The organism is Streptomyces sp. NPDC048018 (assembly GCF_043202995.1).
Lineage (GTDB): Bacteria > Actinomycetota > Actinomycetes > Streptomycetales > Streptomycetaceae > Streptomyces.
The window spans coordinates 466,054-480,149 of the sequence record NZ_JBIDBK010000005.1; the positions used below are offsets into that span (position 1 = coordinate 466,054).

Consider the following 14,096-nt stretch of genomic DNA (forward strand, 5'->3'; position numbering starts at 1 on the left):
GGGCGCAGCGCGATGGGTGAGGTCTTCGCTGGTCGGTACGAGCTGATCGATCCGGTCGGGCGTGGTGGGGTCGGCGCGGTCTGGCGTGCGTGGGACCACCGGCGCCGCCGCTACGTGGCGGCCAAGGTGCTCCAGCAGAGCGACGCCCACACCCTGCTGCGCTTCGTCCGCGAGCAGGCCCTCAGGATCGACCACCCGCACGTCCTCGCCCCGGCCAGCTGGGCCGCGGACGACGACAAGGTCCTCTTCACCATGGACCTCGTGGCGGGTGGCTCCCTGGCCCACGTCATCGGGGACTACGGCGCGCTGCCGCCCCGCTTCGTGTGCACCCTGCTCGACCAGCTGCTGTCCGGACTCGCCGCGGTGCACGCGGAGGGGGTCGTGCACCGCGACATCAAGCCGGCGAACATCCTGATGGAGGTCACCGGCACCGGACGGCCGCACCTGCGGCTGTCCGACTTCGGCATCTCGATGCGCAAGGGCGAGCCCCGGCTCACCGAGACCAACTACGTGGTGGGAACGCCCGGTTACTTCGCACCCGAGCAACTCATGGGTGCCGAGCCGGACTTCACCGCGGACCTGTTCGCGGTCGGTCTGGTCGGGCTGTATCTGCTCCAGGGCCGCAGGCCGGACTCCCACGCCCTGGTGGAGTACTTCCGGACCCACGGCACCCCGGGCGCCCCGCAGGGCATCGCCGAGCCGCTGTGGCAGGTCCTCGCCGGCCTGCTGCAGCCGGACCCGCAGGCCCGCTTCAAGACCGCCACGGGCGCCCGCAAGGCGCTGAACGCGGCGGCCGAACTGCTGCCGGAGGCCGGGAGCGGGGAGGAGCCCGTCGAGATCTTCGACCAGATCGGCCCGCTGCCCGCCGGCTTCGGCCCGAACGGCCCCGAGGGACCGGCCCGCGGCGCCGAGGGCGCGCACACCCCTGCGCCGGCCGGCGCGCCCGTACCGCGGCAGGACCTGCGGGCAGAGCCCCAGCCCGCCCGGCGGCAGCCGAGCGCGTCCGAGACGGGCAGCTTCCACCTGCCGCCGCCGCCCCGCACCGCCGTTCCGGGGCCCGCGCAGGCCCCGGTGCAGACGCCCACCCAGCCGGCGGCCGTCCCGCCGTCCCCGGCGTACGCGCCGGCTCCCGCCCCCGTGCAGGACCCGCCGCCTTCCCCCGTCTCCTTCGCCCGGGCCGCCACGGCCGGGGTGTCGTACGAGCAGTCCTCCCCCCGTCCCCACACCGCTCAGGCCGGGTCGCCGCCCGCGCGCCGGCCGGGACCGCCCGCGAAGGTGGCGATCCCGGTGCTGGCCACCGCGCTGGTGTGCTTCGCCGTGGGGATCTGGGCGCTCATCCAGGCGTAGGGCCCGCGCCCGCCGCCCGACGGGCCAGCAGCCACCAGGCGCCCAGGCCGAGCACGAGCACGGTTCCGAGGCCGATCCCGGCCACGCCGACGACCCTCAGAGTGCCGCTCCCGGCCGCCTGCGGGCCGCTCTGCCCGCTGGCCGCCGCGTCCCGGTCCTCGTCGGTCACCGTGAAGGGCCCGGCGGCCCCGTCGTACTCCGGACCGGCCTCGGGCCGCCCGGTGAGGTTCACCCGCAGGGTCAGCGGCAGCGGCTCGTCCCCGTAGGCCTTGGCGATCTCGGGGCTGAGCGTGGCCGACAGGTAGTACCAGCCCGCGAACCGCAGCCCGCTGGTGCCCTCGTCCGACGAGAAGCGGTTCTCGTAGGCGACCGGCCGCTGCGGGTCCAGCGCCATCGTCACCTGGTCGCCGTCGTAGGTGAGGGTGTCCTCGTCGACGTGTCCGCCGGCCGGGTTCGCCAGGGACAGCACGAGCGCGTGGGAGACGTAGGTGTCGGCGGCGGGGCTGCTGCCCAGCTCCGCGCTGGTGAAGAGCTGCTGGCCCCAGTCGACCGGCACCCGGTAGAAGAGCGTCTGCCCCGGCCTGATGTCGGTCCGCCACTCGCCCTGCCGCAGCGAGGTCGCGTCCGCCATTCCGGCGCCGCCCGCGCGCCGCTGCGGGCCTCCCGCGGGCGGCTGGGGCGTCCCCGACGCCCAGGTCTCCGGCAGCGCGGTCGGGCCGCTCTTCCGGACGCCCGGCTCGGTCAGGAAACGGATCTCCAGCTGCCAGTCGGCGGGGTCGGACTCCGGCTGCGAGTCCCGCTCGACGAGCACGTAGTAAGCCCCCGCCTGTCGGCAGGAGGTGGACTCCGGGGTGAGGGTGCGGTGGGCGTAGGCGGTGATCGGCCGGGGGAACTCGGAGGCGCCGAAGTTCGTGTCCTGGTAGCCGCACTGCGTGCTGGAGCCGTCCTGCAGGCTCACCTTGATGCCGTCGCCGTAGGCGGTCTTCCCGCCCGCCTTGGGGACGGCCACGACCGAGACGTAGGCGTTCTGCTTCGCGTCGAGGTCGACGCGGTAGTAGAGCTTGCCGTCCTTCCCGATGGTGTCGCGGTAGGTCCGCCCCGCCGTCAACCGCTCGGCGTCCAGGTTGGACACCGCGCCCTTCACCTGCCGGGCACCGTCGGCGAACGCGTAACCGGTCCCGTCGCCCGCCGCCCACGCCGTGCCCGGCAGCAGGGCGGCCCCGCACACCAGCGCGGCCAGCACCCCCGCCGTACCCCCTCCCGCCTTACGGCGGGTGGCCCGTTGCCTCTTCACGCTCATCCCCTCGTCGTGTCCGTGCCGGCCCATCCTGCCCGTCCGTCCGGCCGGGACCCCAAGAATTCGCGAGAGCAAGCATTTCGTTCGCGAGCGTGAACAGTGCGGGGGTGAAGACAGAGCGAGGCCCCGACCGCTCACAGCGGCCGGGGCCTCACCCACAGACGGTTCTTCGTCTCACACACCCGAACCTGCGGGCACGGAGTCGGTCGCCTCCGTCCACAGATCCTGCTCGGCGCGATCCGCCTGGATCTGGCGGTACACGAGGAGCCCGCCGATGGCGGCCAGTGCGACCAGGAGAAGCTTCTTCACCGCGCGACCTCGTCTTTCGTTGACGTAGGAGACTTCTGACGCCCACTCTACACACCGGCCGATACCGATCGGTGACCTAGGCCGCCAACGCGTCCCCCAAAGCAATCGGCCCGGACGGGTGAACCGTCCGGGCCGATCTTCTGTGTGGGGCTAACAGGATTTGAACCTGTGGCCTCATCCTTATCAGGGATGCGCTCTAACCAACTGAGCTATAGCCCCGCCGCGCTTTGCGGAGTGTGTCCCGCGCGCTGACTCCTGAAGATTAGCGCACGTGGGGGCCAGTCCCAAAATCCGATCCGGGGACCGGCCCCCCGCGGGTCATCCGCAGGTCACTCGTCCTCGGCGAGCGTGAGCTCGACACCGCCCACGAAACCGGCGGACAGGTTGTAGATGAACGCTCCCAGCGTCGCCAGGGCGGTCATCAGGACGACGTCGATCACCGCGATCACCGACGTGAACATCAGCACGCGCGGCAGCGACAGGAACGACTGCAGGTCGAAGCCGTTCGACTCGTTGGAGCCGGTCGCCTCGCTGATCGTGCCGCCGACGGTCGAGAAGACGCCCATGGCGTCCATGACCATCCACAGCACCGCCGCGGCCACGACCGTGCAGACGCCGAGCGCGATGGAGAGCAGGAAGCTCACCTTCATCACCGACCACGGATCGGCCTTGGCGACCCGCAGCCGCGCCTTGCGCGTCCGCGGCGTCGTACGCGCCCCCGTTCGGGGCTTGCGCGTCGCGGCGGCGCTCTGGCCGCCGCCCGCCGCCGGCACGCCCTGGGCGGGCGTACCCCCCTGCGCCGGGGCGCCGTAGGCCTGCGGCGGGTGGTACGGGCCCTGCGGCTGCGTCCCCCCGCGCTCGCCGGGCAGCGGCCCGTTGTACGTGTCGTACGAGGGACTCTGCCCCCGAGTGTCCGTCACCGTAACCCCCTGGGAGTCCGTGGCGGAGCCACGGGCACCGCTCGATCCTGCGGACCGGCCGTCGGCCGAACCGGCGCCCGTGGCTCCACTCACGCTCTACTCCTCGTGCTCCCCGGTCGCGGGCTCCGTGCCCTCGACCGCCTCGGCCGTCTCCACGCCTTCGACAGCTTCCACTGCCTCGTCACCGTCTTCGTCCTCGCCGCCGGCCTCGGCGTTGCGGGCGATGCCGACGACGGCGTCGCGCTTGCCCAGGTTGATCAGCTGGACGCCCATGGTGTCACGGCCGGTCTCCCTGACTTCGTTGACTCGCGTACGGATCACACCACCGGACAGCGTGATGGCGAGGATCTCGTCGGTCTCCTCGACCACCAGCGCGCCCACGAGCGATCCGCGGTCCTCCACGATCTTGGCGGCCTTGATACCGAGGCCGCCACGACCCTGGACGCGGTACTCGTCGACCGGGGTGCGCTTGGCGTAGCCACCGTCGGTCGCGGTGAAGACGAAAGTACCCGGCCGGACGACATTCATCGAGAGCAGCTCGTCGTCCTCGCGGAAACTCATGCCCTTCACACCGGAGGTGGCGCGGCCCATCGGGCGCAGCGCGTCGTCCGTGGCGGTGAAGCGGATCGACTGCGCCTTCTTGGAGATGAGCAGCAGATCGTCCTCGGAGGACACCAGCTCGGCGCCGATCAGCTCGTCGGCGAGGCCGTCGGCGCCGCTGTCCCGCTCGCGCAGGTTGATCGCGATGACACCGCCCGAACGCGGGGAGTCGTAGTCCTTCAGCGCCGTCTTCTTCACCAGACCGCCCTTGGTGGCGAGCACCAGGTAGGGAGCGGCCTCGTAGTCGCGGATCGCCAGGATCTGGGCGATCTGCTCGTCCGGCTGGAAGGCCAGCAGGTTGGCCACGTGCTGGCCGCGGGCGTCCCGTCCGGCGTCCGGCAGCTCGTACGCCTTGGCCCGGTAGACCCGGCCCTTGTTGGTGAAGAACAGCAGCCAGTGGTGCGTGGTGGAGACGAAGAAGTGGTCGACGATGTCGTCCTGCTTCAGCTTCGTGCCGCGCACGCCCTTGCCGCCGCGCTTCTGCGAGCGGTAGTCCTCGGTCTTCGTCCGCTTCACGTAGCCGCCACGCGTGATGGTGACGACGATGTCCTCCTCGGCGATCAGGTCCTCGATGGACATGTCGCCGTCGAAGGGGACGAGCTGGCTGCGGCGGTCGTCGCCGTACTTGGCGACCAGCGCCGCGAGCTCCTCGCTGACGATCGCCCGCTGCTTCTCGGGCGAGGCCAGGATCCCGTTGTACTCGTTGATCTTCGCCTGGAGTTCGTCGTGCTCGGCGACGATCTTCTGGCGCTCCAGGGCGGCGAGCCGGCGCAGCTGCATCTCCAGGATGGCGTTCGCCTGGATCTCGTCGATCTGCAGCAGGCCCATCAGGCCCTCACGCGCGACCTCGACCGTGTCGCTGCGCCGGATGAGGGCGATGACCTCGTCGATCGCGTCGAGGGCCTTGAGCAGACCGCGCAGGATGTGCGCGCGCTCCTCGGCCTTGCGCAGCCGGAACTTCGTCCGGCGCACGATGACCTCGATCTGGTGCGTCACCCAGTGGCGGATGAACGCGTCCAGGGAGAGCGTGCGCGGCACGCCGTCGACGAGCGCCAGCATGTTGGCGCCGAAGTTCGTCTGGAGGTCGGTGTGCTTGTAGAGGTTGTTGAGGACGACCTTGGCGACGGCGTCCCGCTTGAGCACGATGACCAGGCGCTGGCCGGTGCGCGAGGAGGTCTCGTCCCGCACGTCGGCGATGCCGCCGATCTTGCCGTCCTTCACCAGGTCGGCGATCTTCTGCGCGAGGTTGTCCGGGTTGACCTGGTAGGGCAGCTCCGTGACGACCAGGCACTGGCGGTTCTGGATCTCCTCGACCTCGACGACCGCGCGCATCGTGATGGAGCCGCGACCGGTGCGGTACGCCTCCTCGATGCCCTTGCGGCCGACGACCAGCGCGCCGGTCGGGAAGTCGGGGCCCTTGATGCGCTCGATGAGCGCGTCGAGCAGCTCCTCGTGGCTGGCCTCGGGGTGCTCCAGGTACCACTGGGCACCGGAGGCGACCTCGCGCAGGTTGTGCGGCGGGATGTTCGTCGCCATGCCGACCGCGATACCGGCGGAGCCGTTGATCAGCAGGTTCGGGAAGCGGGCCGGCAGGACGGTCGGCTCCTGGGAACGGCCGTCGTAGTTGTCCGTGAAGTCGACGGTCTCCTCGTCGATGTCGCGGACCATCTCCATCGACAGCGGCGCCATCTTGCACTCGGTGTAGCGCATGGCGGCGGCCGGGTCGTTGCCCGGGGAGCCGAAGTTGCCGTTGGAGTCGACGAGCGGCATCCGCATGGCCCAGGGCTGGGCGAGGCGGACGAGGGCGTCGTAGATCGAGGAGTCGCCGTGCGGGTGGTAGTTGCCCATCACGTCGCCGACGACGCGGGCGCACTTGTAGAAGCCCTTCTCGGGCCGGTAGCCGCCGTCGTACATCGCGTACAGGACACGGCGGTGCACCGGCTTGAGGCCGTCACGGACGTCGGGCAGCGCGCGGGACACGATGACGGACATCGCGTAGTCGAGGTACGAGCGCTGCATCTCGGTCTCGAGCCCGACGGGCTCGATGCGCAGGACGGGACCCTCTTCTTCGTCGGTGGTCACAGGAGTGTTTTCGTCGGCCATTGCTGGTCGTCAGTCCTTTCGTACGGTCAGCTGAGACCGACTCAGATGTCGAGGAAACGAACGTCCTTGGCGTTGCGCTGGATGAACGAGCGCCGCGCCTCGACGTCCTCGCCCATGAGCACCGAGAACAGGTCGTCGGCCTGCGCGGCGTCGTCCAGGGTGACCTGGCCGAGCACGCGGTGCTCGACGTCCATGGTGGTGACCCGCAGCTCCTCGGCGTTCATCTCGCCGAGACCCTTGAAGCGCTGGATCGAGTCTTCCTTGATCCGCTTGCCGTTCTGCTTGCCCAGCTCGACGAGCGCGTCGCGCTCGCGGTCCGAGTAGGCGTACTCGAAGTCGTCCCGGCCCCACTTGATCTTGTAGAGCGGCGGACGCGACAGGTAGACGTGACCGGCCTCGACCAGCGGGCGCATGAAGCGGAAGAGGAAGGTCAGCAGCAGGGTGTTGATGTGCTGGCCGTCGACGTCGGCGTCCGCCATCAGGATGATCTTGTGATAGCGGAGCTTCTCGATGTCGAAGTCCTCGTGGACCCCGGTGCCGAAGGCCGAGATCAGCGCCTGGACCTCGGTGTTCTGCAGGATCTTGTCGATCCGGGCCTTCTCGACGTTCAGGATCTTGCCGCGGATGGGCAGGATGGCCTGGTACATCGGGTTGCGGCCGGACTTGGCGGAGCCGCCGGCGGAGTCACCCTCGACGATGAAGATCTCGCACTGGGTGGGGTCGTTCGACTGGCAGTCGGAGAGCTTGCCCGGCAGGGACGCCGACTCCAGGAGGCCCTTGCGGCGGGTCAGGTCCCGGGCCTTGCGGGCGGCCACGCGCGCGGTGGCGGCGGTGATGCCCTTGCGGATGATGTCCGCGGCCTCGTTGGGGTTGCGGTCGAACCAGTCCGTCAGGTGCTCGTGCACGACCTTCTGGACGAAGGTCTTCGCCTCGGTGTTGCCCAGCTTGGTCTTGGTCTGGCCCTCGAACTGCGGCTCGCCCAGCTTGACCGAGATGATCGCGGTCAGACCCTCGCGGATGTCGTCACCGGTGAGGTTGTCGTCCTTCTCGCGGAGCAGCTTCTTGTCGCGCGCGTACTTGTTGACGAGCGTCGTCAGCGCGGCGCGGAAGCCCTCTTCGTGCGTACCGCCCTCGTGGGTGTGGATCGTGTTCGCGAACGAGTACACGCCCTCGCTGTACGAGGAGTTCCACTGCATCGCGATCTCGACCGAGAGCGCGCGCTCCTTGTCCTCGGCCTCGACGTCGATGACGGTCGGGTGGATCAGCTCACCCTTGCGCGAGTTGAGGTACTTCACGAAGTCGACGATGCCGCCCTCGTAGTGGTACGTCACCGTGCGGGCGGCGGGCTCCGGGGTCGCCTCGGCGTCCGGGTCGTCGGCGCCGACCGTGGCCTTGGCCGAGTCGCGCTCGTCGGTGAGCGTGATCGTCAGGCCCTTGTTGAGGAAGGCCATCTCCTGGAAGCGGCGCGACAGCGTCTCGAAGGAGTACTCGACCGTCTCGAAGATGTCCGGGTCGGACCAGAAGGTCACCGAGGTGCCGTGCTCCTCGGTCGCCTCGTGCTGCGCGAGGGGCGCGGTCGGGGCGCCCATCTTGTAGTCCTGCGTCCAGCGGTAGCCGTCGGTCTTGACCTCGACGGCGACCTTCGTGGACAGGGCGTTCACGACGGAGACACCCACGCCGTGCAGACCACCGGAGACCGCGTAGCCGCCGCCGCCGAACTTGCCGCCCGCGTGCAGCACGGTCAGGACGACCTCGAGGGCCGGCTTGCCCTCGGACTCGACGATGCCCACCGGGATGCCACGGCCGTTGTCGACGACGCGCACGCCGCCGTCGGCCAGGATCGTGACGTCGATGGTGTCCGCGTGGCCGGCCAGGGCCTCGTCGACGGAGTTGTCGACGACCTCTTGCACCATGTGGTGCAGACCGCGCTCGCCGGTCGAGCCGATGTACATGCCGGGGCGCTTGCGCACCGCATCCAGACCCTCGAGGACCTGGATGTTGCTGGCGGTGTACTGGTTGTTCTCGTTGGGGTTGCCGGAATCGGCCACGAAGCGCCCTTTCTGGCACAGCACAGGCCGTTCTCCGGGCATACGGGAGCGGCTGCGTCGTTCGACTTGTTCCGCGGGGTGGCGGGATTGTCTCCCAGTCTACCGGTACCACTGACACTCATGGGGGTTTGCCGGTACCTGAATGCTCATGTGCCGCCCTCAACGGCATCGAGACGACTCCCCATATCCGGGACGGGGCCCCAGACGCCCCTGACCGCCACCTAGCGCTTCGGGCGGTGACGGCGAGTGGGCGGGGCCGAGGAGCGGATGCGGACCTGGCTTCCCCACGCCGCCCCGGCCCGTCGTTCCACCGGGACCGGGGTGCCGGAACACGGCCCGGAGGGGGGGGCGGCGGCGCTACGGGGCCGCGCCAGGGGCGGGTGCCACACGGACCGGCGCTCCGGGGACGGGCGCCGGTGGGGACGGGACGGGCTTCGGCGGCGGCGGTAGCGCCGGCGCGGGTGGGAACGGGTCGGCGCGGGTGGGAACGGGACGCGCCTGGACCGCGGCGGTGGGGCCTGCGCCGGCCGGGACGGAAGGGGCTCCGGCGGCGGTGGTACGGGTCCGGCCTCGGCGGTGGACCCGGCCTCGGCCCGTCCCCTCTCCTACCCGTACGTGTCGCCCGGCCCCGTGGAGCCCGGCGCCCGCAGCGGCCCGTAGCCGCGCCGGGGTCCGCCGGGCCCGAGCACCTTGATCATCCGCACGGTCCCGTGGCCCAGGTCCTCGTTCAGCCGCGCGACCAGCCTCGGCGCCAGCAGCCGCAGCTGGGTCGCCCAGGCCGTCGAGTCGCACTGCACCGTGAGCACCCGCTCCTCCGGGTCGTCGTCGTACTTGAGCGGGACGCAGTGCTTCGCCAGGTCCTCGCCCACGATCTGCGGCCACCGCCCCATGACGCCGCCGACCGCCGCGGGCGTCTCCCAGCCCCGCTCGGTGATGAGGCGGTTGATGGCGGCGCCGAGGTCCATCGGGTCGCGCCCGTCGGCGCGTGCGCCGGAGCGCAGACCGCCGCCGCGCCGCGCCTGCTTCTTCTGCGCCGCGGCCGCGCCCCGCGCCCTGGCCTGCTCCTTCGCCGCACGCAGCGCGACCCGGGCGAGATCCACCCCGGAGGGTTCGGGGGTGGCGGCGCCCGCCGACTTGTCCACAGGCTGTGGGGAAGTTTCGCCGTTCATCGCCGTGCCGCCTCTCAGACCCGATCCACCGCGCCGCCGGACACGGCGTACCGCGTGCCCGCGAGTACTCCCGGCACGTCGTCGTCGACCGCCGCCGTCACCAGCACCTGCTCGCCGGGCGCCACCAGCTCAGCGAGCCGCTCGCGCCGGCGCGCGTCGAGCTCGGCGAAGACGTCGTCGAGGACGAGCACCGGCTCGTTGCCCTCGGCCCGCAGCAGGTCGTACGAGGCCAGCCGCAGCGCCAGCGCGTACGACCAGGACTCGCCGTGGCTCGCGTATCCCTTGGCCGGCAGGTCGCCGAGCTTGAGCAGCAGGTCGTCGCGGTGCGGTCCGACGAGCGTGACCCCCCGCTCGATCTCCTGCTTGCGGACGTCGGCGAGCGCGGCGATCAGCTGTCCGTACAGTTCCTCGCGGGTGTGCCCGGAGCCGGGTGCGGACGGCTTGTAGTCCAGCTGGACCGGCCCGCCGCCGGGAGCCAGCTGCTCGTACGCCTTGTCGGCGAGCGGGCGGAGCATGTCGATGAGGTCGACCCGCTGGGCGAGCAGTTCGGCTCCGGCCCGGGCCAGGTGCTGGTCCCAGACGTCCAGGGTGGACATGTCCATGGAGCGGCCGCCGTGCCGCCGGGCCATGGCGGCGGACTTCAGGAGGGTGTTGCGCTGCTTGAGCACCCGCTCGTAGTCGGAGCGCACGCCCGCCATACGCGGCGCGCGCGCCGTGATCAGCTCGTCGAGGAAGCGCCGGCGCTCGCCGGGATCGCCCTTGATCAGCGCCAGGTCCTCCGGGGCGAACAGCACCGTCCGGATGATGCCGAGCACGTCACGGGGCCTGACCTGCGAGGACCTGTTGATACGCGCGCGGTTGGCCCGGCCCGGGTTGAGTTCGAGCTCGACCAGCTGGGAGCGCTCGCCCTGGGTGACGGCGGCGCGGATGATCGCCCGCTCCGCGCCCATGCGCACGAGCGGCGCGTCGGAGGCGACGCGATGACTGCCGAGGGTGGCGAGATAGCCGACGGCCTCGACCAGATTGGTCTTGCCCTGGCCGTTCGCCCCCACGAAAGCGGTGACGCCCGGATCGAGCGGGACCTCGACCCGGGCGTACGAGCGGAAGTCGGCCAGCGACAGATGCGTGACGTGCATGGTGTGCGCCGACCTTCCCCCGGCTGCTGTGCACCGCGGGGTGCACAGCCTGTGGATTACTTCTTCGCCTCGACCGCGTGGCCGCCGAACTGGTTGCGCAGCGCGGCGATCATCTTCATCTGCGGCGAGTCGTCCTGACGCGACGCGAACCGCGCGAACAGCGACGCGGTGATCGCCGGCAGCGGTACGGCGTTGTCGATGGCGGCCTCGACGGTCCACCGGCCCTCGCCGGAGTCCGACGCGTAGCCGCGCAGCTTGTCCAGGTGCTCGTCCTCGTCGAGGGCGTTGACCGCGAGGTCGAGCAGCCACGAGCGGATGACGGTGCCCTCCTGCCAGGAGCGGAAGACCTCGCGGACGTCGGTGACGGAGTCGACCTTCTCCAGGAGCTCCCAGCCCTCGGCGTAGGCCTGCATCATCGCGTACTCGATGCCGTTGTGGACCATCTTCGCGAAGTGGCCGGCGCCGACCTTGCCCGCGTGGACCGAGCCGAACTCGCCCTCGGGCTTCAGCGCGTCGAAGATCGGCTGGACGCGGGCCACGTTCTCGGCGTCGCCGCCGTACATGAGCGCGTAGCCGTTCTCCAGGCCCCAGACGCCGCCGGAGACGCCGCAGTCGACGAAGCCGATGCCCTTGGCGGCGAGCTCCTCCGCGTGCTTCTCGTCGTCGGTCCAGCGGGAGTTGCCGCCGTCCACGACGATGTCGCCGGGGGAGAGCAGGTCGCCCAGCTCGTCGATGGTCGACTGGGTCGCCGCACCGGCGGGGACCATGACCCACACGACGCGCGGACCCTTGAGCTTGCCCACAAGCTCTTCGAGGCTGTGGACATCGGCGAGGTCCGGGTTGCGGTCGTATCCGATGACGGTGTGGCCGGCGCGGCGAATGCGCTCGCGCATGTTGCCGCCCATCTTGCCGAGACCGACGAGACCGAGCTCCATCAGAGATTCCTTAAGCGTCGTGTGCGGTGTGTACCCGGGTCCGAGCCTACGCCCGGACCCCCGTGCACACCTGTGGGGTCAGCCGCTCAGTCGACGCCTGGTGTCCCGATGTCAGCCGCTCAGGCGGACCGGCATGATCAGGTACTTGTAGGCCTCGTCCGCCTCGGCGTCGACCGCCGGCCTGCCGCTCAGGAGCGCGGGCTTGGTCGAGGTCGTGAAGGACAGCTGGGCGACCGGGGAGTCGATCGCGCTCAGGCCGTCCAGCAGGAAGGTCGGGTTGAAGGCGATCGAGATGTCGTCGCCCTCCAGCTGCGCGTCCACGCGCTCCACAGCCTGTGCGTCGTCGCTGGAGCCGGCCTCCAGGATGAGCACGCCCTGCTCGAAGCTGAGCCGGACGGGGGTGTTGCGCTCGGCCACCAGGGCCACACGCTTGACGGCCTCGACGAAGGGGGCGGTCTCGATCACCGCGACCGAGTTGAACTCGGTGGGGAAGAGCGTCCGGTACTTCGGCAGGTCGCCTTCGAGCAGACGGGTGGTGGTGCGACGCCCCGCGCCCTCGAAACCGATCAGACCCTCGCCCTTGCCGGAGCCGGAGAGCGCCAGGGTGACCGTGTCGCCGCTGGTGAGGGCCTTGGCCGTGTCCAGGAGCGTCTTCGCCGGCACCAGGGCGACGGCGGAGGCGTCCGGGGACTCCGGCTTCCACAGGAACTCGCGGACGGCGAAGCGGTAGCGGTCGGTGGAGGCAAGGGTGACGGTGTCGCCCTCGATCTCGATGCGCACACCGGTGAGGACGGGCAGCGTGTCGTCGCGGCCGGCGGCGATGGCCACCTGCGCGGCGGCGGCCGCGAAGACCTCACCGGGGACGGTGCCGGTCGCGGTGGGCATCTCCGGCAGGGCCGGGTACTCCTCCACCGGCAGGGTGTGGAGGGTGAAGCGGGAGGAGCCGCAGACGACGGTCGCCCGTACACCGTCTGTGGAGATCTCCACCGGACGGTTGGGGAGGGCGCGGCAGATGTCGGCGAGCAGACGGCCGGAGACGAGGACGGTGCCGTCCTCCTCGACCTCCGCCTCGACGGAGACGCGGGCCGAGACCTCGTAGTCGAAGCTGGAGAAGCTCAGCGCGCCGTCCTCGGCCTTCAGCAGAAGGCCCGCGAGAACGGGCGCCGGCGGACGGGCCGGAAGGCTGCGGGCCACCCAGGCCACCGCCTCCGCGAGTACATCGCGCTCCACCCGGATCTTCACCGGAACCGCCTCCTGCTTGTTGCTGGCTCTTCGTCGACTGCGGGATCCAGTCTGACGTACGCCGCCGACACTCGGTGCGGCTCGGGGTCAAGTCGCGACGAGAGGTCGCCGAAGCTCCGGGCTCGAGTTGTGCACAGGCCCCACTTCGAAGCGGATTCCGGGCTAACTATGAGTGGGAGTAGTAGTAGGGCCTGTGGAAACGGTGGAAAACGCCATTTTCGCAGGTCAGGCCCAGTTTTTTGTCCACTGACCCTGTGGGTGGACCCGGTGGACAACCGGAGGGTTCTGTGGACACGCGAAAGTTCTGCACACCCGATACACAGGGCAGGGGGAGTTCTCCCCAGTGCTGTCCCCAGCTTTCCCCAGGTTCCCCACAGCCCAAACGTCTCCCTTGGTGTGACCGCTTTCACTCGCCCCAGTGAGCCCGCGCGTTTCGTTGCCGAACAGTGGACAGCGGTGTGGAGAAGCTGTGGGCAACCGCCTACTCCCTGTGGGCCGCCCGTGGACAACCGCGAGGACCCCCTGTGGACGAAAGTTTTGTCCACAGGCTGTGGAGATCGTTTGCCAACAATTCCACACCCCCCTGACCTGGAGTGATGGGCTGTCACCAGCACTGCCTGTGGAAGCAATCCGGATAACTCAGCAGTCCCCACCCTGTGGACGGGAGATCATCCCCCAATCTGTGGAGAACCCGCCACCGGAACGGAGTAATCGAACACCCGGGTCCGCAGCGCGTCCCGATCCTCCCCCTCCGAAGGCGCCCGGCAGAGTCGGAAGCACCCCGCCGACAGCGCGGGAGCAGCTTCCGGGGGGACGCCGGAGGAAGCTTCCAGGGGACGCCGGAGCAGGCTCTGGGGGACACCGGATGTGCCTCCGAGGACGCAGGCCGGGCCTCCGGAGGGCGCCGGAAGTGCCTCCGAGGCCGCCGGAAATGCACGGGGAACGCCGCCGAAGCCTGAGGGAGAGAGCCGCAGGACGTCTCGGTCGTGC

10 protein-coding genes and 1 tRNA gene are annotated in these 14,096 nt (G+C 70.4%); 1 reads left to right on the forward strand and 10 read right to left on the reverse strand.

Annotation, left to right across the window (positions count from 1 at the left end):
* Positions 1–12: 12 nt before the first annotated feature.
* Complete coding sequence (locus ACGF1Z_RS22045; protein WP_393006468.1) at positions 13–1,347, forward strand: protein kinase; 1,335 nt, start codon at positions 13–15, stop codon at positions 1,345–1,347.
* Here ACGF1Z_RS22045 and ACGF1Z_RS22050 read toward each other — a convergent pair.
* The 10 genes from ACGF1Z_RS22050 to dnaN form a co-directional block, all read right to left on the reverse strand.
* On the reverse strand, positions 1,334–2,647 hold the full coding sequence (locus ACGF1Z_RS22050; protein ID WP_393006470.1) for a hypothetical protein: 1,314 nt from the start codon (positions 2,645–2,647) through the stop codon (positions 1,334–1,336). The genes ACGF1Z_RS22045 and ACGF1Z_RS22050 overlap by 14 nt on opposite strands.
* A 171-nt stretch (positions 2,648–2,818) precedes the next feature.
* Positions 2,819–2,953, reverse strand: coding sequence for a DLW-39 family protein (locus ACGF1Z_RS22055; protein WP_003958712.1), 135 nt, complete (start codon positions 2,951–2,953; stop codon positions 2,819–2,821).
* Between the two features lie 145 nt (positions 2,954–3,098).
* A tRNA-Ile gene (locus ACGF1Z_RS22060) sits at positions 3,099–3,172 on the reverse strand.
* 110 nt (positions 3,173–3,282) lie between these two features.
* Complete coding sequence (locus ACGF1Z_RS22065) at positions 3,283–3,873, reverse strand: DUF3566 domain-containing protein (RefSeq protein ID WP_393006472.1); 591 nt, start codon at positions 3,871–3,873, stop codon at positions 3,283–3,285.
* Positions 3,874–3,969: 96 nt separating this feature from the next.
* Positions 3,970–6,576, reverse strand: a complete 2,607-nt coding sequence (gene gyrA, locus ACGF1Z_RS22070) for a DNA gyrase subunit A (protein ID WP_393006474.1) — start codon at positions 6,574–6,576, stop codon at positions 3,970–3,972.
* 41 nt (positions 6,577–6,617) lie between these two features.
* On the reverse strand, positions 6,618–8,648 hold the full coding sequence (gene gyrB / locus ACGF1Z_RS22075) for a DNA topoisomerase (ATP-hydrolyzing) subunit B (RefSeq protein ID WP_393006476.1): 2,031 nt from the start codon (positions 8,646–8,648) through the stop codon (positions 6,618–6,620).
* 581 nt (positions 8,649–9,229) lie between these two features.
* Positions 9,230–9,793 (reverse strand): DUF721 domain-containing protein, encoded by a 564-nt coding sequence (locus ACGF1Z_RS22080; protein ID WP_393006478.1) that lies wholly within the window; start codon positions 9,791–9,793, stop codon positions 9,230–9,232.
* A 14-nt stretch (positions 9,794–9,807) separates the two neighbouring features.
* Positions 9,808–10,929 (reverse strand): DNA replication/repair protein RecF, encoded by a 1,122-nt coding sequence (gene recF, locus ACGF1Z_RS22085; protein WP_393006480.1) that lies wholly within the window; start codon positions 10,927–10,929, stop codon positions 9,808–9,810.
* A 56-nt stretch (positions 10,930–10,985) separates the two neighbouring features.
* Complete coding sequence (gene gnd, locus ACGF1Z_RS22090; protein ID WP_393006482.1) at positions 10,986–11,864, reverse strand: phosphogluconate dehydrogenase (NAD(+)-dependent, decarboxylating); 879 nt, start codon at positions 11,862–11,864, stop codon at positions 10,986–10,988.
* A gap of 111 nt (positions 11,865–11,975) precedes the next feature.
* Positions 11,976–13,106 (reverse strand): DNA polymerase III subunit beta, encoded by a 1,131-nt coding sequence (gene dnaN / locus ACGF1Z_RS22095; RefSeq protein WP_393006484.1) that lies wholly within the window; start codon positions 13,104–13,106, stop codon positions 11,976–11,978.
* Positions 13,107–14,096: the final 990 nt, after the last annotated feature.

Excerpts from the sequence above, each read along its gene's own strand:
- recF (WP_393006480.1), bottom strand. The coding sequence starts at position 10,929 with ATGCACGTCACGCATCTGTCGCTGGCCGACTTCCGCTCGTACGCCCGG.
- ACGF1Z_RS22080 (WP_393006478.1), bottom strand. The coding sequence starts at position 9,793 with ATGAACGGCGAAACTTCCCCACAGCCTGTGGACAAGTCGGCGGGCGCC.
- ACGF1Z_RS22045 (WP_393006468.1), top strand. The coding sequence starts at position 13 with ATGGGTGAGGTCTTCGCTGGTCGGTACGAGCTGATCGATCCGGTCGGG.
- gnd (WP_393006482.1), bottom strand. The coding sequence starts at position 11,864 with ATGGAGCTCGGTCTCGTCGGTCTCGGCAAGATGGGCGGCAACATGCGC.
- ACGF1Z_RS22050 (WP_393006470.1), bottom strand. The coding sequence starts at position 2,647 with ATGAGCGTGAAGAGGCAACGGGCCACCCGCCGTAAGGCGGGAGGGGGT.
- gyrA (WP_393006474.1), bottom strand. The coding sequence starts at position 6,576 with ATGGCCGACGAAAACACTCCTGTGACCACCGACGAAGAAGAGGGTCCC.